General features: G+C 43.3%; 20 protein-coding genes. 8 read left to right on the top strand and 12 right to left on the bottom strand.

The genetic code is table 11. The features are described from left to right. The 3 genes from BDE27_RS04510 (at window position 1) to BDE27_RS04500 (ending at window position 3,456) form a co-directional block, all read left to right on the top strand. Complete coding sequence (locus tag BDE27_RS04510) at window positions 1-2,262, top strand: ATP-binding cassette domain-containing protein (RefSeq protein ID WP_099131047.1); 2,262 nt, start codon at window positions 1-3, stop codon at window positions 2,260-2,262. Window positions 2,263-2,464: 202 nt separating this feature from the next. Next, window positions 2,465-2,854 (top strand): nuclear transport factor 2 family protein, encoded by a 390-nt coding sequence (locus BDE27_RS04505; RefSeq protein ID WP_099131046.1) that lies wholly within the window; start codon window positions 2,465-2,467, stop codon window positions 2,852-2,854. A 65-nt stretch (window positions 2,855-2,919) separates the two neighbouring features. Next, window positions 2,920-3,456, top strand: coding sequence for a MarR family winged helix-turn-helix transcriptional regulator (locus BDE27_RS04500; protein ID WP_244208688.1), 537 nt, complete (start codon window positions 2,920-2,922; stop codon window positions 3,454-3,456). 148 nt (window positions 3,457-3,604) lie between these two features. Here the strand turns inward: BDE27_RS04500 and BDE27_RS04495 are convergent, their stop codons facing one another. Beyond that, window positions 3,605-5,644, bottom strand: coding sequence for a choline transporter (locus BDE27_RS04495; RefSeq protein WP_099131045.1), 2,040 nt, complete (start codon window positions 5,642-5,644; stop codon window positions 3,605-3,607). A 209-nt stretch (window positions 5,645-5,853) separates the two neighbouring features. Between BDE27_RS04495 and betI the strand changes: the two genes are divergently transcribed. From betI to betA, 3 genes are read left to right on the top strand one after another with little or no spacing between them, the layout of a single operon-like run. After that, entirely contained in the window at window positions 5,854-6,450 is a 597-nt protein-coding gene (betI, locus tag BDE27_RS04490) for a transcriptional regulator BetI (RefSeq protein ID WP_099131044.1), read from the top strand. Window positions 6,451-6,486: 36 nt separating this feature from the next. After that, window positions 6,487-7,965, top strand: coding sequence for a betaine-aldehyde dehydrogenase (gene betB, locus BDE27_RS04485; protein ID WP_099131043.1), 1,479 nt, complete (start codon window positions 6,487-6,489; stop codon window positions 7,963-7,965). A 27-nt stretch (window positions 7,966-7,992) separates the two neighbouring features. Further along, a complete protein-coding gene (gene betA / locus BDE27_RS04480) occupies window positions 7,993-9,657 on the top strand; it encodes a choline dehydrogenase (RefSeq protein ID WP_099131042.1) in 1,665 nt (554 codons plus the stop codon). A gap of 138 nt (window positions 9,658-9,795) precedes the next feature. On the opposite strand, the gene BDE27_RS04475 is transcribed toward betA, so the two are convergent. From BDE27_RS04475 to BDE27_RS19365, 3 genes are all read right to left on the bottom strand, one after another. After that, complete coding sequence (locus BDE27_RS04475) at window positions 9,796-10,236, bottom strand: GNAT family N-acetyltransferase (RefSeq protein ID WP_099131041.1); 441 nt, start codon at window positions 10,234-10,236, stop codon at window positions 9,796-9,798. A gap of 185 nt (window positions 10,237-10,421) precedes the next feature. Continuing rightward, on the bottom strand, window positions 10,422-10,859 hold the full coding sequence (locus BDE27_RS04470; protein WP_099131040.1) for a hypothetical protein: 438 nt from the start codon (window positions 10,857-10,859) through the stop codon (window positions 10,422-10,424). A 32-nt stretch (window positions 10,860-10,891) separates the two neighbouring features. Then, the gene (locus BDE27_RS19365; RefSeq protein WP_167450544.1) at window positions 10,892-11,044 is read right to left on the bottom strand and encodes a hypothetical protein; all 153 of its coding nucleotides are present in this window, start codon (window positions 11,042-11,044) and stop codon (window positions 10,892-10,894) included. Window positions 11,045-11,066: 22 nt separating this feature from the next. Here BDE27_RS19365 and BDE27_RS04465 point away from each other — a divergent pair, with 22 nt between their 5' ends. Beyond that, on the top strand, window positions 11,067-13,364 hold the full coding sequence (locus BDE27_RS04465) for a TonB-dependent hemoglobin/transferrin/lactoferrin family receptor (protein ID WP_099131039.1): 2,298 nt from the start codon (window positions 11,067-11,069) through the stop codon (window positions 13,362-13,364). A 131-nt stretch (window positions 13,365-13,495) separates the two neighbouring features. After that, window positions 13,496-14,011 carry a sigma-70 family RNA polymerase sigma factor gene (locus tag BDE27_RS04460; protein ID WP_099131038.1) on the top strand — a complete coding sequence of 172 codons (516 nt, stop codon included), beginning with the start codon at window positions 13,496-13,498 and terminating at the stop codon, window positions 14,009-14,011. An 88-nt stretch (window positions 14,012-14,099) separates the two neighbouring features. Here the strand turns inward: BDE27_RS04460 and nqrM are convergent, their stop codons facing one another. The 8 genes from nqrM to BDE27_RS04420 all read right to left on the bottom strand — a co-directional run bounded on the left by nqrM (window position 14,100) and on the right by BDE27_RS04420 (window position 21,322). Next, window positions 14,100-14,324, bottom strand: coding sequence for a (Na+)-NQR maturation NqrM (gene nqrM / locus BDE27_RS04455; RefSeq protein WP_074020165.1), 225 nt, complete (start codon window positions 14,322-14,324; stop codon window positions 14,100-14,102). Between the two features lie 16 nt (window positions 14,325-14,340). After that, window positions 14,341-15,321, bottom strand: a complete 981-nt coding sequence (locus BDE27_RS04450; protein ID WP_420882885.1) for an FAD:protein FMN transferase — start codon at window positions 15,319-15,321, stop codon at window positions 14,341-14,343. Between the two features lie 159 nt (window positions 15,322-15,480). Then, a complete protein-coding gene (gene nqrF, locus BDE27_RS04445; RefSeq protein WP_099131036.1) occupies window positions 15,481-16,707 on the bottom strand; it encodes an NADH:ubiquinone reductase (Na(+)-transporting) subunit F in 1,227 nt (408 codons plus the stop codon). A gap of 15 nt (window positions 16,708-16,722) precedes the next feature. Next, entirely contained in the window at window positions 16,723-17,319 is a 597-nt protein-coding gene (gene nqrE / locus BDE27_RS04440; RefSeq protein ID WP_099131035.1) for an NADH:ubiquinone reductase (Na(+)-transporting) subunit E, read from the bottom strand. Window positions 17,320-17,327: 8 nt separating this feature from the next. Further along, the gene (locus tag BDE27_RS04435; protein ID WP_047769693.1) at window positions 17,328-17,957 is read right to left on the bottom strand and encodes an NADH:ubiquinone reductase (Na(+)-transporting) subunit D; all 630 of its coding nucleotides are present in this window, start codon (window positions 17,955-17,957) and stop codon (window positions 17,328-17,330) included. After that, complete coding sequence (locus BDE27_RS04430; RefSeq protein ID WP_099131034.1) at window positions 17,950-18,744, bottom strand: Na(+)-translocating NADH-quinone reductase subunit C; 795 nt, start codon at window positions 18,742-18,744, stop codon at window positions 17,950-17,952. The genes BDE27_RS04435 and BDE27_RS04430 overlap by 8 nt, the downstream gene beginning before the upstream one ends. Further along, window positions 18,737-19,975 carry an NADH:ubiquinone reductase (Na(+)-transporting) subunit B gene (locus BDE27_RS04425; RefSeq protein WP_099131033.1) on the bottom strand — a complete coding sequence of 413 codons (1,239 nt, stop codon included), beginning with the start codon at window positions 19,973-19,975 and terminating at the stop codon, window positions 18,737-18,739. Before BDE27_RS04425 ends, BDE27_RS04430 begins: the two co-directional genes overlap by 8 nt. Window positions 19,976-19,978: 3 nt before the next feature. Next, entirely contained in the window at window positions 19,979-21,322 is a 1,344-nt protein-coding gene (locus BDE27_RS04420; protein WP_099131032.1) for a Na(+)-translocating NADH-quinone reductase subunit A, read from the bottom strand. Window positions 21,323-21,578: the final 256 nt, after the last annotated feature.

Genomic DNA, 21,578 nt, shown 5'->3' with positions numbered 1-21,578 from the left:
ATGAGAAGTCATGAACAAAACACCATTGAAATTCGTGGTGCAAGGCAAAATAACCTTAAAGGAATTGACTTACGTATTCCTAAGAATGTCATCACTGTGTTCACCGGTGTTTCTGGTTCAGGTAAAAGCTCTCTTGTATTCGGTACAATTGCAGCAGAATCCCAAAGACAACTCAATGATACTTTTCCGCCTTATATCCGGCATCGGTTACCGTACTATGGTCAGCCTGATGTCGATGAGATAAATAACCTTACCACCGCGATTATCATTAACCAAAAGCGGATTGGGGAAAATGTCCGCTCGACGGTGGGTACAGCATCAGATATTTATACTTTGTTACGCCTTCTGTTTTCCCGAATCGGTAAACCCTTTGTCGGGTATTCCAACATTTTCTCTTTCAACCACCCATCAGGTATGTGCCCCAATTGTGAGGGGCTGGGCATTGCCAGTACGATAGATGTAAAAAAACTGCTGAATGAAGACAAATCTCTGAATGAAGGTGCAATCGCATATTCCTCATTTGCACCAGGCACCTGGCGGTGGCGCCGATATGTTCATTCGGGGTTGTTTGATAATAATAAGAAAATCGCCGATTACTCGACAGAAGAACGCCAGCTTTTGCTTTACGCCGATAATATCACGCCGACGAATCCATCCCCTGACTGGCCTAAATCTGCCCGATTTGAAGGGATCATTCCCAGATTCACGCGCAGTTACCTTGTAAAAGACAACAAAGAATACAAAAGTGAAGAATTTCAGAACATTGTTTCAATGAAACAGTGCGCTGCCTGCCATGGACAAAGACTTAATAAACAGATCCTGTCATGCTTAATTCAGGGCAAAAGTATCGGTGATTGTGTCGATATGCCGATTATAGAGCTGAGCCAGTTTATAACTACACTGTCTGATCCTTCAGTGATTACGCTAATTGACGCCTTAAAAGAACGTTTAGCATCAATGTGCTCTATCGGTCTGGGATATCTGAATCTTAACCGTCCAACCACAACATTATCAGGTGGAGAGTCACAACGATTAAAAATGGTGCGACACTTAGGCAGCAGTCTTACCGGGATGACTTATATTATTGATGAACCCAGCACCGGGTTACATCCGGCTGATATAACAAAACTTAATACACTGATTCAGCAATTACGTGACAAGGGCAACACTATCTTGATGGTCGAACATGACCCTGATGTCATTAAAATCGCAGATCATGTCATTGATTTAGGCCCCTGCGCAGGCGATAACGGTGGAACTATCATTTATCAGGGCAATCTGAATGGGTTACGTGCCTCTGGCACATTAACAGGAAAATATCTGTCTCAAACAACCCGCCTTAATCGAAATCCCAAAAAGCCGCTTGGTTATATCTCTGTCAGGAACACAACGCTACATAATCTTAAAGAGATATCTGTAGAGATCCCGCTGGGAATAATGCTTGCTGTCAGTGGCGTAGCAGGCTCCGGAAAAAGTTCCTTAATTATGGGAGAGGTTGCCCCTCAATGTACAAATGCTATTGTTATTGACCAAAAACCTATTCATACCTCGAAACGCTCGCATATTGCATCGTGGAGCGGTGTTTTTGATCACATCCGGGAGCGCTTTGCGCTGGCTAATCATGTGGATAAATCGTGGTTTTCGCCAAATGCTAAGGGAGGATGTCCGGAATGTAAAGGGTTAGGAGTGATTGAAACCGATTTGGCTTTTATGGATTCGATATCCTTGCCTTGCGAAGCTTGTCAGGGGCAAAAATTCAATAAAAAAACTTTAAATTATCAATATAAAGGAAAAACGATTGTTGATCTCATGAATCTGAGTATTACTCAGGCAACAAATTTTTTTGCGGGAGACAATCAAATTCACCCAACATTGATGCACATTCAGGATGTTGGATTGGGTTATATGCACCTCGGTGAATCACTTGATCACCTGTCCGGGGGAGAATGTCAAAGACTGAAACTGGCATCTTACCTTAACAATAAAGGTGACGTGTACATCTTTGATGAACCAACAACCGGGCTTCATCCTTCTGATGTGGCTGTACTCATTACGTTGTTTCGCCGCCTTGTCGATCAGGGAAACTCTGTTTTGATCATTGAACACAATATAGAAGTTATTGCAGAAGCGGATTGGATTATTGATTTAGGTGAAGGCGCAGGGACTGAGGGTGGTCAGGTGATGTTCAGTGGCACACCACAGGCGATGTTTGAAGAGGGTAATTCATTGACCGCAGATTATTTACGTCAACATTGTCGCTAAATAAAACCAACAAAAAATAAAGTGCCAATTAGTTAAGCGGGACAACCAAAGCACACACGAGGCTATTAAAGCCTTGGGTCTCGATTTTCCAGATATTAATGTAAAAACTTTCTCAAAATTAATTTCTTATTTTATGAATAAAGAAATCATACCGACATATAAACCTGAAAGTAAGCAACCTGTAAGACACTAAGGAGAAATGATGTTTAAAACTGTGTTCAATAAATATATAGAAGCTGTTTTGGAAAAGTCTCCAACAAAACTTGCCGCTCTATTTTGTGACGATGGTATCCTGAGGTTACCATTCCGCACCAGTCGCGATACAATTGAGAGCCAGTCACAGATACTTGAGCATTATTCAGCAAGTTTTGGTCAGGCGCCTCTGATTTTTACTTCTGTTCAGGATGTAGAACTGTACCCTACAGATAATCCTAATATTTTTATCGTTGAATATCGCTTGAATGGTAAGACATTGCCAGATAAAAAAGATTTTTATTGTTTATATGTCAATGTATTCAAATTAAACAATGGTAAGATTAAAGAATTACATGACTATGAGGATGTTCTTAACCGAGCAACTATTTTCTCTTGATTTTGGCTGTTCTTAATCGTAAATAAGTAGATATTTACAAGCCTGTTCCATGAAAAATCATTTTTATGATGAAATTTTATTTATGGGACAGGCGGTTAGTTCAGTTTCTTATTCAATATTCAGGTTATAAAAAAGCCCACATGAAAACAGATAATCAAGACACTATCATAACACCTTTTGAAAATGCATTGAGTCGGCTTCAATGTGTTCTTGTTGCGAGAAGAACCATCACAAACCCGGAAGGTATTTCATGGGCGCAATATGATACTTTACATTTACTTCGACAATATCAGCCTATGAATCCTACTGTGATTGGCGAAAAGCTCGGTTTTACTCGCTCTAAGATGTCTAAAATTCTGCGATTACTAAAAGATAAAGAGCTTATTAAACAAGAAGCGGGGGAAAACGATAAACGCGAGCTGGTCACCAAATTGAGCCAAAAAGGGCTAACATTTTTGCAACGGGCCGAGTCCAGCCGCCATAACATGGCTGATATTGTGGCGTCTAATATGTCCCAAGGTGAAATCGCCATATTTACAGAACTTTGCCATCGTGCCGCCGATCTTTTGTATGCACAAACCCCCATTCGTGATGATAATTGAACATATGCCTGAACCAACACATCGAATCCTCGTCATTTCGGATGGTTTATTTGGTGTACTCTGAAATGTCCCCAATAGTTGGGGGACATTTATATCCAGTAATGGGGCACACTTCACGAAAGCAGTGTCGAACTCATATGTTTGTTGACTACCCACTAGGAAAAATCAGTGTTTGCCCCGGTGCTTCTCTGTTCAAGTGAATAAAATTCAGATGTTTTTCATAGTGGTCAAGAATATCGCTAATGATTTGCTCTTTCGTATAGTCCATCAAATCATTGCCCTGAGTTCCTTCCATCAGAAAAGTCTCCAACCGATAATAGTGAGACTTGCCCGCCCTCGCTCGATAGGTAAATCCAGGCACAGAATAGCGTTGCGGCCAGATTTGATAGATAAAATTCTGTTCATCACCTAAATTAACAATCAATTCTAATGGATTCAGCCGCTTGTCCTCTTTGGCTGGCAGTGCGTTAAACTGAACTTTTGCACCACGCACAACTAACTCTTTAGCCACTTCTAACATCGCGGGGCGGCACACCATATCCAGCATTCGCTGAGTGTTTTTCGTACCAGGAAAGTGCATCATACGGCTCAAACGCTGCTTCCAGTTCAATGAACCATTGTCATGCATAAGAGTGGGTGAGGTATTTTGCAGTGAACTGGCTTTACGGAAATCTTCCACCCGCAAAGACTTGTATAGCCCCGCCATCACAAAGAAGATCACAAAACTAAAAGGAAGCCCCATGATGACCGTGGTATTTTGCAAAGCAGAAATACCATCCGTCATGAGTATACCTAACGTTAATACGCCAATTGCCACAGACCAAAAAACACGCAACCAATTCGGTGCATCATTATTAATATCACTCAGATTAGAGGTGAAATTTCCTAACACTAACGAACCAGAATCGGCCGATGTGACATAAAACAGTAGTCCGGTAATGGTAGCCACAGAAGCACTGAATGTGAATGCCGGATAAAGTGACAGCAAATTATAAAAACCTTGTTCTGGGTGTTGTAGCACGGTCTCAGCCAGTTGACGATTACCATGCAGAATTTCATACAACGCGCTGTTACCAAAAATCGATAGCCATAGCAGTGTAAAAACAAATGGAATGACTAATGTTCCCATAACAAACTGACGAATGGTTCTGCCACGGGAAATACGCGCTAAGAATAACCCTACAAACGGCGACCAGGCCACCCACCATGCCCAAAAAAACAGCGTCCAGTTATTCATCCATTCAGTCGGGCGTTCAAATGCAAAACTGTTCAGCGTCATGCTCATAAAACGGCTGATATAATCCCCGACGTTCTGCACTAATCCGTTAAGCAGGAATTCGGTATCGCCCATAAACAAAATGAACAAAACCAAGCCAAGAGCCAGCAGGACATTTAATTCAGACAAAAATCGAATGCCTTTGTTTACTCCAGAAGTGACAGAGATAATGGCTATCACCACAGATAATGATATCAATCCTCCCTGAACCCCCAATCCTTGCGGTAATCCGAAAAGTACTTTCAGACCATAATTCAACTGCACAACCCCAATTCCCAGCGTCGTTGCAATACCAAAAATGGTCCCTATTACGGCTGCAATATCCACAGTATGACCGATTAATCCTTTAATGCGGTCACCAAAAATAGGATAAAGTGCCGAGCGGATAGTCAGGGGCAAATTATAACGATAACTAAAATATCCCAGTGCAATTCCCATCAAAGCGTACATAGACCAGCCCGTCAGGCCATAGTGGAACAGTGTCCACACCATCGCCTGACGAGCTGCTTCAATGGTTTCCCCTTGACCCGTTGGCGGTCGCATATATTGCGTAACAGGTTCAGCCACCGAGAAAAACATCAAATCAATGCCGATCCCAGCAGCAAACAGCATTGCCGCCCAACTCAGCAAACTGAATTCCGGCTTAGATTGCTCCGGTCCCAATTTGATTGAACCGAAACGGGAAGCCGCAACAAAAACAACAAACACAATGTAAAGTGTCGCGGCCAATAAATAGTACCAACCAAAAGTTTTAGACACCCAATTCAGGGTGTTTTTTATCCAACTACTTGTTGCATCTGTGAAAAAAATAGTGAACAAAGAAAATGCAATAATCAGTCCGGCAGAGGTGAAAAAAACGACAGAATTCAGGGTATCTTTCTGGGTGTTTTTTGGACTGTCTTGTGTATTCATAGGCAGTTCCTGAAATTAATAGCGTTAAAACACATGAAAAGCATAAACCACATAACCATTTGAATTAAATATAAAATATAAATAACATCAAATAAAATCGCTCCTTCATTGTAAAATTATTGTGATAAAACATATTTAATTTTGATTGAATATTCAATTAAAAAAAAGTTTAATACTGTCCGAATAATTGATTTTCTGAGCATAAAATCATGCCCAAAATTGGAATGCAGTCGATAAGAAAACAGCAACTCATTGATGCAACATTAATCGTTGTGAATGAAGTTGGAATGCAGGAAGCAACTATTGCGCAAATAGCCCGAAAAGCGGGGGTTTCCAACGGAATTATCAGCCACTATTTCAAGGACAAAGACGGCTTATTGGAAGCTACCATGCGTTATCTATTACATCAGCTGAGAATGGCTGTAGCACGCCGATTACGCTTGCTAGATAACGCAACTCCCACGCAAAGGTTGAAAGCCATTGTCGAAGGCAATTTTGATCCCAGCCAGATCAACAGCGCAGCAATGAAAACCTGGTTAGCATTCTGGGCGAGTAGTATGCATCAACCAAACCTGTATCGGTTACAACAAGTCAATGAACGCCGTTTGCATTCCAATCTGTGTGTTGAATTTAAACGTGCCATGCCAAAAGCAGAAGCACGGCTAGCTGCACAAGGTCTTGCTGCATTGATTGACGGCATTTGGCTGCGAAGTGCATTAAGCAGGAAGCCTTTTGATATAGCAGGGACATTCAAAATTACTATCGATTACATCGAACAGAAACTCGGAGCATCTGATAAGTTCTGACTTATCACCTAATGGATAGACTCTTAAGGAGAATCTATGGCTCATTTTGGATTACAAAAACTTTATATCCACGGTGCTTATGTTGATAGCACCAATCCTGATAATACAATTTTTGACGCAATTAACCCAGCTAATGGTGAAGTTATTGCTCAATTTCAGTCTGCGACAAAACAAGATGTTGATCTAGCAGTTGAAAGTGCCCATAAAGGACAGAAAATCTGGGCAGCCATGACCACGGTGGAACGTTCACGGATCTTACACAAGGCGGTGAACATCTTGCGTGAACACAATGATGAACTGGCTGAATTGGAAACACTGGATACCGGCAAACCCCTTTCTGAAACCCGGCAGGTTGATATCGTCACGGGTGCCGATGTACTGGAATACTATGCTGGCTTAATTCCAGCCCTTGAAGGTCAGCAGATCCCATTACGTGAATCTTCTTTTGTGTATACACGCCGTGAACCATTGGGTATCGTAGCAGGCATCGGCGCATGGAACTACCCTATCCAAATTGCCCTCTGGAAATCAGCACCCGCTCTGGCTGCCGGCAATGCCATGATTTTTAAACCCAGTGAAGTCACCTCCCTTACCGCTTTGAAGTTGGCTGAAATCTATACTGAAGCCGGTTTGCCTGATGGTGTTTTCAATGTGTTAACCGGAGCCGGTCATGAAGTCGGACATTATCTGACTGTTCACCCTAAAATCGCCAAAATGTCTTTTACCGGCGGTATTGTGACCGGCAAAAAGGTGATGGCAAATGCTTCCGCTTCCACCCTAAAAGAAGTCACGATGGAATTAGGTGGCAAATCCCCGCTGATCATTTTTGATGATGCCGATCTGGATCGTGCTGCTGATATTGCCATGATGGCAAACTTTTTCAGTTCAGGTCAGGTGTGTACGAACGGAACACGAGTCTTTGTCCCCAGGGCACTGCTCCCACAATTTGAAACAAAAATTCTTGAGCGTGTTAAACGCATCCGAATTGGTTCACCTCTCAATCCCAACACTAACTTTGGTCCGCTGGTGAGCTTTCCACACATGGAGTCTGTTTTACGCTATATCGAAAGCGGTAAAAACAGCAATGCCCGCCTGCTTTGTGGTGGCAAGCGTCTGATGGAGGGCGAATTAGCAAAAGGTGCATTTGTTGCACCGACAGTATTCAGTGACTGTACCGATGATATGTTGATCACACAGGAGGAAATCTTTGGGCCCGTGATGTCTATCCTGACTTATGAAACGGAAGATGAAGTCATTGTCCGTGCCAATAATACACATTATGGCCTGGGTGCAGGATTAGTCACCAAAGATCTTTCCCGCGCACATCGCGTGATCCACCAGCTAGAAGCCGGGATCTGTTGGATCAACACCTGGGGAGAATCTCCGGCAGCCATGCCTGTCGGTGGCTATAAACATTCTGGTGTTGGCCGGGAAAATGGGCTGGTCACACTACAAAATTACACACAAACCAAATCAATACAGGTGGAATTAGGCAATTTTGAATCCCTATTTTAATCCACGCCTGAAACAGAGGAGATAACAATGGTTTTTGATTACATTATTATCGGTGCTGGTTCAGCGGGTAACGTGCTTGCAACTCGTTTAACGGAAGATGCCAATGTGACTGTCCTACTGCTGGAAGCAGGTGGGCCAGATTACCGATTCGACTTCCGTACTCAAATGCCAGCAGCGCTGGCATATCCCTTGCAGGGAACCCGTTATAACTGGGCTTATGAAACCGATCCCGAACCCTATATGAATAACCGGCGCATGGAATGCGGGCGCGGTAAGGGGCTGGGTGGATCTTCACTCATCAATGGCATGTGCTACATCCGTGGCAATGCGCTGGATTTTGATCATTGGGCAACACTATCTGGTCTGGAAGACTGGACTTATCTTGATTGCTTACCCTATTTTCGCAAAGCTGAGTCAAGGGATATTGGCGAAAATGAGTATCATGGTGCAGACGGGCCTGTCAGTGTCACAACACCCAAGGCAGGAAACAATGAACTCTTTCACGCGATGGTAGAAGCCGGTGTCCAGGCTGGTTATCCACGTACTGACGATCTGAATGGCTATCAGCAAGAAGGCTTTGGGCCGATGGATCGCACCGTTACCCCTCAAGGACGCCGCTCCAGTACAGCCCGCGGTTACCTGGATCAAGCACGTTCACGCTCCAATCTCACTATCATGACTCATGCGTTAACGGATACCCTCGTATTTGAAGGAAAAGCAGCCGTTGGCGTCAATTTTTATCAAGGCAATAGCTCAGATTTAACCCAGGCAAAAGCGCGTAAAGAAGTTTTACTCTGCGCCGGTGCGATCGCATCTCCACAGATTTTGCAACGTTCAGGTATTGGCCCCGAAGAAGTATTAAACGAGCTTGGTATTCCTGCGGTGCATGTCTTACCAGGTGTTGGGCAAAACTTGCAAGATCACCTTGAAATGTACTTGCAGTATGAATGCCTCAAACCCATTTCCCTCTATCCCGCATTGAAATGGTATAACCAACCTCAAATTGGTGCTGAATGGCTATTCAAAGGAACAGGTATTGGTGCCAGCAATCAATTTGAAGCAGGTGGCTTTATTCGTACCGATGAAAAATTTGCCTGGCCAAATATTCAATTTCATTTCCTGCCTGTTGCCATTAATTACAATGGCAGTAATGCCATCAATCAACATGGTTTTCAGGCCCATGTAGGCTCTATGCGTTCCCCAAGCCGTGGTCGGGTAAAAATTAAATCGCGAGACCCTCGTCAGCATCCCAGTATTTTATTCAACTACATGTCAGCAGAACAAGATTGGCAGGAGTTCCGTGCTGCTATTCGCATTACACGGGAAATAATGGCGCAACCTGCACTGGCGCCATATTGTGGACGTGAAATCAGCCCAGGTGTTGAAAATCAATCAGATGAGCAGTTAGATACCTTTATTCGTCAACATGCCGAAACCGCATTTCACCCATCATGCAGTTGCAAAATGGGAACAGATGAAATGGCGGTCGTGGATGGTCAAGGACGAGTGCATGGCATTGAAAATCTACGTGTTATTGATGCCTCTATTATGCCAATAATTATTACCGGTAATTTAAATGCTACAACAATTATGATGGCTGAAAAAATTGCTGATAAAATCAGGGGAATTTCTCCTCTGCCCCGCAGTCAGGCAAAATATTATGTTGCCAGTGATGTTCCTGTCCGGCAATGAGTAAAAACAGTTGATCAATCAATTTATTCTCACAAAAACTGAATAAATCACTAATACGGGAAATTGAGATATTCAAGCAATATTATTTGAACACTCATCTTTCCCGTATTTATATTACGAATAGTAATAATTATCTTGTTACGATATTAAATTCAAAGTCATAAAGATATGTTCTGCACCTTCTTCCAAATAAATTCCACCTTGGGCCTGATAACCAAGGCTTTCATAAAATGGCTGGGCATGGCATTGTGCAGATAGAACGATAGTCTCAATGTTATTTTTCCTGCCATAATCTTCAATAAATTCCATAACTTTACGACCTATTCCCTGCCCGCGATAGTACCTCAATACCGCAACACGTCCAACTTTGAGCATGTTATTATCTTTCGGGATCGCCCGTAATACCCCTATTGATTTTTCACCATCAAATACCACCACATGCAAAGCAATATCATCATATTCATCAATATCAATCTCTGCATCAAATCCCTGTTCATCCGTAAATACTTGTTTGCGAATGGCAAATGCTTGCTGAATTAATTCGGGATTTTGTCTTCCTATGCTGTACTTTATTTTCATTATTATATCCTGATTATAATTTACAAAATCTATCCATAACCTACTTTTAAATAGATAAGTAAGTCAAGCCAAAATAATAAATTAAGACTCGATTTAAGTTACAAATAATAATGGCGACCCTTGTTAGATCACCCTTATGATGCAATCCACTTTATACCAATAATATATTGAAGTAAGAAGATAAATTAATTTTCCTCTTTTTTATCACTGTCACCTTTAAGATCATTACTTTTAAGACGATTAATTAAGTCATCTGCCTTTTTATCAGCCTCAGACTTTATTTCTTCCGTCTTCGACTTCATGGTATCTGAAAGCTGATCGAGTTTATCATTAGCCTGATGCTGGATATCATCTGTTTTCGCTTTCATCGCCTCCATCACATCATTCGCTGTTTTAGTCGCTTGACTCTGTATATCCGTTACCTTGGATTTCATTTGTTCAGCAACTTCATTCGATTTATCAACCAAACTATGGCCTTCGCGCGAAGCGTTTTCCTTTATCTCCTGTGCGCTTTTTTCAGTTTGCTGGCCCGGATCTTCCGCTTTTTTAGATGCGTCATCACAGCCAGCGAGCAAGGCTACGATAGCAGCCAAGATCAGAAAACCAAGAATCTTTTTCTTCATTGACGACCCCCTTGTACGTAAGGAAATTGAACTTAAATTTCAATGCCAAAAATCTCACTATCCATGGGATAAACCTCATCATCGTATGGTATGCTTCCCAAAACCCCAAGCAAACAAAAATAATTCTCATTTTTATTTACCTTTTTTAATTTCTCAGGTGACTTATTACTTTGAAAGTATTTCATTTGATCACATTTCAGGAAATTTATGGCAAATAATAGTCAAAAATTAGAAAAACGCCCAATCGCTACCATGGTTCAGAAAATTTTAACCGGTACATTAGTATTGGGAGCGGCATTCTCCAGCGCTGTTTACGCAACTGAAGATCTCAAAGAACAAAAATCTGAAAAGAAAAATGAGGTGATAAAATTACCCACACTTTCCGTTGTTAAAAGTTTACACAACAGCACCAATGCAGGAAGTTCAGTGCTCAAAAAGGAGGATATTGACCGCACTCAAGCCGACAATGTTGCTCAGTTACTCGACCAACTCCCTGGTGTTTCAATGTCAGGCTCCCCGCGCCCTGGTGGACAAACGCTGAATATCTGGGGAATGGGAGACCAGGAAGATATCAAAATCACGCTGGACGATGCACCAAAAGGATTCGAGAAATATATGCAGGGTTCCATCTTTATTGAGCCTGAATTAATCAAACGGGTCGAAGTTGATAAAGGGCCACACAATTTACTCAACGGTAATGGTGGATTTGGTGGTTCTGTCAAACTCGTGACAAAAGATGCGAATGACTTACTGCGTCCTGATGAGAATTGGGGTGGCTTTGTTAAACAAAGCTACCATACGAATGACAGACAGTGGATCAATAGTGGCGCAATATACGGCAGAGATCCTAACGGCTTTGCTGATGGGTTGCTTTATGTAAGCAAGCGGGATGGACACAATATTAAACTCCCTGATGGCACACGTTTTGAGTTTTCACAAAACAACCAAACATCTTATTTATTGAAAACCAACTTTTATCCCAGTGACGCTCATACGATTAGTCTGTCCGCTATGCGATCTGAATCGGATGGCTGGCAGCCTTGGGCGGCTAAACGAGGTAAGATTGCCGTTCCATCAGCCCTTGATGTAAAGCAATACGGTTGGGATGGCGCCTGGAAAAGAAAGTTGGTCTTTCGTGATCAAATTGATCAAAACTACACTGCCAAATGGAATATCGCACCAGAAAATAATCCATGGCTAAACCTGACGATGCTCTATGCGTATTCCAAAACCAAACAAGACGATAGTCGCCCAGAAAATGCTTCCTCCTATTTCAGTGTATTAATGGGTAATAAAAGCTGGGTTGATTACACCGATAATCTGGTTGATATCAACAATAAAAGCATATTCTCAACAGGTATCATTGAACATGAATTATTGGTGGGAACCCGTTGGCATAAAAACGAACGTAATGTACTGATGTTCGATAAAGGCAAAATAAAGAATAAAAACTATAACTATGGTTATTATCAACCAGGCTATATGCCTGCTGGAACTCAATTAGCTTACAGCTTCTATATTCAAGATTCCCTGAAAATAGGCAGCGTCACCGTCACGCCGGGTGTTCGCTATGATCATGTCAAAAATAGGGGGAAAGAAAATAACGCATCCGTATATAACGATGCATCACCAGAAGTTAATCATGACTATAGCAATGTAACCTATACTGGTTGGTCACCTCATTTAGGCATTCTGTGGCAAACCAATAAAAACCTTTCATTGTTTGCAGATATCAGCCGTACATGGCGTGCTCCAATAGTCGATGAACAATATGAGGTACAAGGGAGCAATAGTAACCTTAGAGGCTCCAGCCGCGATCTTGCCGTTGAAAGAATGGCAGGAATACGCCTCGGTGCAATTCTCGATTTCGATAACTTAATACTTGAAGATGATAGCCTGCAAATTCGTACCACCTTATTCCGTAACCGTGGTAAAGATGAGATCTTTAGAAGGCGTGGTATTTACTGTAAAGCCCAACTTGATAGTGGCTCAACCAATTCATGTAGAACATCATTGGGAAATTACCGCAACTTACCGGGATATACTATTGAAGGCTTAGAAATAGAAACCTTCTACGACAGCCGCACGCTGTTTGGAAAATTCTCGTTCTCTACTATTCGTGGACAGCGTGACGCTTCTCCACGTGATCCATGGTTAGGGCATAAAACTTGGATTGCAGAAATACCGCCAACTTCTGCACATGCCATGTTAGGGTTTAAAATTCCGCAATGGCAGATGGCAATGGGATGGAAAGGTGATTTTATCCGCAAACAAGATCGATCCCCCGTAGATGGAGATCCAGACGCAGGTTCTTGGTCATTCCATAAAAGTAAGGGCTACGCCCTGCACGGTCTGTTTGCAAGCTGGCGTCCTTCTTTTATAAAAGGATTTGAAGCACGAGTCACTATCGATAACCTGTTCAACCGTGATTACTATCCTTACTTAGGAGATAAGATTTCAGGTATTGGCCGGAATTACAAATTCAGTATTTCACAACAATTCTAACTGACACTTAACCATCCAATCCCTAACCCTCTTACCTTAAGAGGGTTAGGTTTCCAAACGCTGCATTGACTTCCGCTTATCAAATACAAATAATAACTATTATCAGTTATATCCTATCAGGCAATATCATTATGGCGGTGCAAAAAAGCACATTTAAGCACAATCAAATCACCCAGAAACTCTATGCCGATTACCATCATTGGTTATGCAACTGGCTCAGACAAAACAGTGTTTATCCCAATCAGGCTGAAGATCTCGTTCATGAGGTTTTCATCAAATTGATGCAATCTTCGGATCTTGAAAATATCCGCCAGCCAAGAGCCTTTTTAATGACGATAGCGCGCAGAACTCTCTCCAATTACTGGCGCAGAAAAAAACTGGAAGATAATTATCTGGAATATGTCAGTGAACAGCCTAAAATCTCAGCAAATTCTTCTGAGAATCAACTTATGCTGTTAGAACAGTTAGAAAAGATAGATAAAACCCTGGATGAGCTTCCGGCAAAAGTCCGGCAGACATTTCTACTCATTCAACTCCAGGGCTGGCGTTATAAAGAAGTTGCGGAAAGTTTGGGTATCTCAATAAGCTCAGTGAAAAATTATTTGCATCAAGCCCACAGGGAATGTCACCTTTTTAATACGCATTGAACAGCCATCCCTGAACAAACAACCCCGCTGTTTATCTGGCAGCAGGGCATTTGTTTTAACTGCAAATTTACTTGACGGAAAAACAGTGTCAAAGAATGCGATTCTTCTCCAACTGGGCTTGACGGGCAGTTTCCCTCGCCATACGTTTTTTGCGGGCATCACAAGGTTCAGGACAATCACACACTTTTTCTACGCCAATACTTCCCAAGCCACCACAGCTTCCTTGAATGCTTTTGCGCTTAAAAATATAGCCCAGTGCCATGCCTGCAAAAGCCAGCAAGAAAAAGATAAAAGTGGCAATAAAGACTTCCATCGCCTTTCCCCCTTTCTTATTTCTTCTGTAAATATGCCTTAAAAGCGGTATTATAGCGCTCTTCAAAGCCTTCTTTGGTTTTAACAATCATAAAGACCGGAATATTCAGCTTCTCAGCCACTTCCATACCTTTCTCTGGCCCTAATACATCTAAACCTGTAGAAAAACCATCAGCACTCATACACGTCGGCGCTATCACGGTAATTGAAACCAAATTATGCGTTATCGGCCTACCGGTTTTCGGATTAATAGTGTGAGAATAACGCACGCCATTCTGTTCAAAATAGTTGCGGTAATCACCCGATGTTGCCACAGACATATTGCCCGGTTCAATAATCTCCTGAGCGCTCTGTGCCATGCCGCTGTCTGATGGTTTTTCAATCGCTATCCGCCATGGATTTTTCTTGCCATTGTTGCCCGATGTGCGAACTTCACCGCCAATATCAACCATGTAATTTTTGATGTTACGAGATTCCAGATATTCAGCAACAACATCAACACCATAACCTTTGGCGATGGAAGAGAGATCAACATACAGTTCAGGGATGGATTTAATCAGATTATTGCCTTCAACAGACAAGTTATCGATCCCCGTCCAGGCACGGCGTATATCTAATTCTTCATCCGTCGGTGCCTTGGTAATGCGTCCTTCCGGCCCAAATCCCCATAGATTTACCAACGGGCCAACAGTCACATCCAGTGCACCGTCTGTCAGTTTATTAATTCGAATAGCTTCTTTGACAACTTTTGCCGTAGCAGCAGATACCGGAAATGGTTTATTCACTTCACGGCTTTGATTAAAACGACTCAATTCAGAATTTGGCCGATAAGTGGACATCTGATCGTTCACTTCTTCTAACAGACGATCAATCTCTTTTTGCAGAACTTCTGGGGCAGGTACAGACGAATCAGCAACATATTTAACGGAGTAATAAGTCCCCATTGTCTGTCCATTCAGGTTTTGCTGTTTAGGGCCATCACATGCCGCCAGCATCATAGTTGCAAACAGCAATGCACCCCAATTGATAATTTTTTTACTCAGCATAACTTACTCTTTCTGACTTATTGTGGCTTTTCTAAATCGCAGCGCCCACAAAATGTGGGCGCTTATCGTTAAATCATGTTAGCTGCAACCCAAAATTTATTGGGTATACCATCAACCGCCAAAATCATCCAACATGATGTTTTCATCTTCTACGCCAAGATCTTTCAACATCTTAATGACCGCAGCGTTCATGACTGGAGGCCCACACATATAGAATTCACAGTCTTCAGGTGCTGGATGATCTTTCAGGTAGTTTTCATACAGGACATTGTGGATAAAGCCTGTATAGCCATCCCAATTATCTTCCGGCAGAGCATCTGACAGTGCCACATGCCATGTGAAGTTCTCATTTTCTGCTGCCAACTGATCAAAATCTTCGGTATAGAACATTTCACGCTTAGAACGCGCACCATACCAGAAGGAAATCTTACGTTTGGAGTTTAAACGTTTAAGCTGGTCGAAGATGTGAGAACGCATTGGTGCCATACCTGCACCCCCACCGATGAAGATCATTTCTGCATCCGTGTCTTTCGCGAAGAATTCACCAAACGGACCAGAAATCGTTACCTTATCACCTGATTTCAGCGACCAAATATAAGAAGACATGATACCCGGAGCAACATCTGGGTTTCTTGGTGGTGGCGTTGCAATACGCACGTTCAGCATGATAATGCCATGCTCTTCTGGATAGTTCGCCATTGAATATGCACGAACCGTCGGCTCTTTGACTTCAGAGACATAACGGAACAGATTAAATTTATCCCAATCTTCACGATATTCTTGTGGAACATCATAATCAGCATAACGGGCAACATGGGGAGGACATTCAATCTGAATGTAACCACCGGCACGGAATGGCACCACTTCCCCATCAGGAATTTTCAGCTTCAATTCTTTAATGAAAGTGGCTTTGTTATCGTTGGAGATAACTTCACATTCCCATTTCTTAACACCAAAAATTTCCTCTGGCAGTTCGATTTTCAGGTCTTGTTTAACATTGACCTGACATGCCAATCGGCAGCCTTCTTTTGCTTCACGCTTGTTGATGTGGGAAAGTTCCGTTGGCAGAATATCACCACCGCCTTCCTTAATTTTCACCCGGCACTGGCCACAAGAACCACCGCCACCGCACGCAGAGGAGACGAAAATCCCCTGATTGGAAAGCATACCCAACAACTTATCACCGGCGGGAGCAGAGAAACTTTTATCCTCATCGCCATTGATTTCAACTTTAATATCCCCGGTGTTCACTAACTTAGATTTTGCGAACAAAATCATTGCCGTTAGTACTAACACAATCAGGGTAAACATGACTACGCCTAGAATAATTATATCCATGAATTCTTCTCGCCTTTAGAGCTGCACACCGGAAAAGGACATGAAGCCCAATGCCATCAAACCGGTGGTGACAAAGGTGATCCCCAATCCTTTCAGACCTGCCGGAACATCCGCATATTTCATTTTTTCACGGATAGCAGCCATCAGAACAATTGCCAGCATCCAGCCCATACCTGAACCGAAACCGTATATGATGGATTCACTGAAGTTATAGTCACGCTGTGCCATAAATGAAACACCACCGAAAATTGCACAGTTCACCGTAATCAACGGCAGGAAAATTCCCAATGCGTTGTAAAGTGCCGGAACATAACGGTCTAAGATCATTTCCAGAATCTGTACCAGTGCAGCAATGACCCCGATAAAGGTAATGAAATTCAGGAAGCTCAAATCCACCCCATCCATCAGCGCTCCATCACGGAGTACCAGATTGTAGACGAGGTTATTGGCAGGAACGGAAATGCCCAATACAACGGTTACAGCTACACCAAGGCCAAAAGCCGTCTTAACGTTCTTTGATACCGCCAAAAACGTACACATACCGAGAAAGAAAGATAACGCCATATTCTCGATAAAGACTGCGCGGACAAACAAACTAATATAATGCTCCATTTTGTTTGTTACTCCTTCTCAACCTGCGCAGGTTTCAGAGTCCGTAAACCCCAAATCAGCATACCAATAATGAAGAATGCACTCGGTGCCAGCAGGAACAAACCATTGGGTTGATACCAACCGCCATTCTTGACAGATTCCAGCACCGTAACACCGAACAATTTTCCTGAACCAAACAGTTCACGCAAGAAACCAACCAGCAACAGGATGACGCCATAGCCCAAACCATTGCCGATACCATCCATAAAACTTTCAACGGGTGGTGCTTTCATGGCATAAGCTTCAGCACGTCCCATGACAATACAGTTTGTAATGATAAGGCCCACAAATACCGATAGCTGTTTGGAAATTTCGTAGGCATAAGCCCGCAAGATCTGGTCTACGACGATAACCAGAGACGCAATGATCGCCATCTGTACGATGATTCGCACACTGCCGGGGATGTAGTTACGAATTAATGAAATGAAAAAGCTAGAAAACGCTGTGACCAGGGTAACTGCAATGGTCATGACTAACGCAGTTTCCAATTTGGTAGTCACAGCCAGCGCTGAACACACCCCCAGAACCTGCAATGCAATTGGGTTATTATCAAACAGCGGCCCTAGCAGGACGCGTTTTATCTCTTTACTATCAGCCATCTTTCAAGGCTCCCTCACGTACTTTTTTCAGGAACGGGCCAAAACCGTTATCACCCAGCCAGAAATCAAACATATGCTGAACACCGTTAGAAGTCAGGGTTGCTCCGGACAGCCCATCTACACCGTAAGGGTTATCACCTGCACCGCCACGGACGATCTTAAGTGCCGGAACACCTTGCGGGTTATAGAGTTTTTTACCTACCCACTGCTTACGCCATTGTGGGTTATCAACTTCCCCCCCCAAACCTGGGGTTTCACCATGAGAGTAGTAAGTAATGCCGTGAGAAGTGACACCATCTATATCAATGGAAATAAAGGCATACATCATTGACCATAGGCCAGAGCCATATATTGGCAGAACCAGTTCAGTCGTTTTGCCGCTTTCATCTTTGACCAGATAGATTTCCGCCATATTGGCACGGCGGCGGATCTTCGCCAGATCTTGCTCAGGTAACAAAGCAATACTGGTTTCGTCACTGCGCAGGGCATTATTCAGGTCAAAATTGCCATTACTCTCTTTCAACATCGCTGTTTTCAAGTCAAGCAATTCAGGCTGGATACGGCTGTTATAGACTTCTTTAATTTCCTCAGTTGTCATACCAGGTTTTAGCAAACCAGACACATCCAGAATATTACGCTGCTTATCCAGCAGCTTCTGTTCCTGCTGCTGCGCTTTCAAACCCACGGCTGAACCAGCAACCACAATCGAACATACAAGACACAGCACAAAAACAACGAGGAATGTTCTGCCGATGCTATCATTATTTTTTGGTTTATTATCAGCCACGGGCTTTTCTCCGCTTAATATTGGCCTGTACGACCAGATAATCGAACAGTGGCGCGAACAGGTTAGCGAATAAGATCGCCAACATCATTCCTTCTGGATACGCTGGGTTTACAACCCTGATCAAAATGCACATAGCACCGATCAGGATACCGTATGCCCATTTCCCTTTATCCGTAAACGCTGCGGATACAGGATCAGTCGCCATAAAGATCATACCAAAAGCGAAGCCTCCCAGAACCATATGCCAGTACCACGGCATAGCGAACATTGGGTTAGTGCCAGAACCAATCGCATTAAACAGATAAGACGTTGCAATCATACCGATCATCACACCAGCAACGATGCGCCATGAAGCAATACGGGAAAACAGAATGATGGCCCCACCGATAAAAATCATCAAAGTGGATACTTCACCAATTGAACCTGGAATGTTACCAATAAAAGCGTCCATCCAAGTGATTGGCTGACCGGTAACGGTATTTATCAAGCCGTGGCTACCCGCAGTTGCCCATTGGGACAAAGGCGTTGCACCAGAAAAACCGTCAGCCGCAGTCCAAACCAAATCACCAGAAATCTGGGCGGGGTAAGCAAAGAACAGGAAAGCACGACCCGCCAAAGCCGGGTTAAGGAAGTTACGACCAGTACCACCAAAGATCTCTTTCGCAATCACCACGCCGAAAGTAATCCCCAAAGCCGCCTGCCACAATGGCAGTGTTGGTGGAACAATCAACGCGAACAGAATGGAGCTAACAAAGAAACCTTCGTTGATTTCATGTTTGCGGATAATGGCAAACAAAACTTCCCAGAAGCCACCCACGACAAATACAACCGCATAAATTGGCAGGAAGTAGCTTGCTCCTAACAGCATTTTACTGCCCCACCCTGCATCTGGTGTTAATGATGCACCAAGATACTGAGCAAGCATGTAATGCCAATCAGAAGCCAAAACCTGCTGTAAGGCATCTCCATTATATAAATGAGTCAGGGCTGGTATTGCCTGATTCCCGACGTTATACATGCCCCAAAACATCGCAGGGAAAACAGACAGCCACACCAGGATCATCATGCGCTTGAGATCGATGGCATCACGGACATGGGCATTTCCTTTTGTCACTGTGCCCGGCGTATAGAAAACGGTGCTTACTGCCTCATAGAGAGGATAATACTTTTCCAGTTTGCCACCGGCCTCAAAGTGGTGCTCTACTTTTTCAAATAAATTTTTCAGGCCCATGAATTACCCTTCCAGCTCAATCTTCGTCAGCACTTCACGCAGTACTGGACCGTACTCATATTTGCCTGGGCAAACATAGGTACACAATGCCAAATCTTCTTCATCCAGCTCCAGACAACCCAGCGCCTGAGCGCTATCAGAATCACCTGCAAGCAAGTCACGCAGTAAGTGAGTTGCCATAATATCCAGTGGCATGACACGCTCATAGTTGCCAATTGGCACCATAGAACGTTCCCCACCGTTTGTCGTGGTTGAGAAAGCAAAACGTTTCTTTTTCAGGAAGTGGCCGATTGTGGTGCGGGTAATCGAGAACTTATTAGCGCCTGGCGCAATCCAACCAAACAGCTCTTTTTCCCGGCCTTCAGCAAGTACAGAAACTGACGTATGGAAGCGGCCAAGATAATGACGAACGTCATCTGATTTTGCACCACACAGTACGGAACCAGAAACAATACGGTTTTCACCCTCTTGCAACTGATTTTGCGTCAATTCCAGCAAATCAGCCCCCAACCGAGTACGTACCAAGCGTGGCGATTTAACCTGTGGTCCCGCCAGAGACACCACACGATCAGTGTAAAGCTCACCCGTAGTAAACAGTTTACCGATAGCAATAACATCCTGATAACCCAGATGCCAAACCATTTTTTGGGCACTAACAGGTTCAATGAAATGAATATGAGTGCCCACCAAACCGGCTGGGTGTGGACCAATAAACTGGTTGTAGGTGATTTGAGCGTTATTTCCCACTGTTGGAATATTTCCAGCGCCGTAACAAACGTGGATTTTCCCCTCTGTCAATGTTGACAGAACATTCAGGCCATCAACAAAAGCCTCTTCCTGAGTTGCGATAACGACGAGTGGATCAGCAGCCAGTGGCTGGGTGTCCATTGCCGTAACGAAGATTGCCTTTGGTGTGGAACCGGAGACAGGGGTACGACTGAAAGGACGTGTACGCAACGCTGTCCACAATCCTGACGCAAGCAGATTTTTCTCTACTTTTTCACGGCTCAGGCCAGCAAGTTCAGCACGCTCATAGCGATCGAATGTGACTTTCTCATCACCACTCACTTCAATAACAACGGATTGCAAAACACGACGTTCTCCACGTCCAATGGTGACAACTTTCCCGCTTGCAGGACTAGTGAAAACAACCCCTGGATTCTTCTTATCTTCAAAAAGAATTTGCCCTTTTTTGACATGCTCACCTTCCTTAACCAGCATAGAAGGACGCATTCCAACATATTCTTCACCCAGTAAAGCAACATGGCGAATTGTCGGACCATCTTCTATAACTTGGGCAGGCGCTCCTGCTATCGGGAGGTCGAGTCCTTTTTTAATTTTAATCATAAGATTTGCACAAGTTTATCAGTTAAATCATATACTACAGACTACCTTGCGGTATTCCCGTGAGGTAATGCAGCGACTCTAGTAATACAAAAAACCTTGAGCAATAGTATGTCTCAAGTTATTCACTCCGATAATCGTTACAAAGTTTCTCTTAATTTTCGCCGGAGTAATTCTAACACCTCCCCCACTGACTGTCTGATTAATCAAGTGACACAGTTCAAGCAAATAAAAATAATTTCTCTGCTAAACCGTCAAC

Origin of the sequence: Xenorhabdus ehlersii, assembly GCF_003610465.1 — a bacterium.
Classification (GTDB): domain Bacteria; phylum Pseudomonadota; class Gammaproteobacteria; order Enterobacterales; family Enterobacteriaceae; genus Xenorhabdus; species Xenorhabdus ehlersii.
The sequence above is the reverse complement of the archived record's forward strand: the minus strand, read 5'-3'. Positions and strand labels throughout refer to the sequence as shown.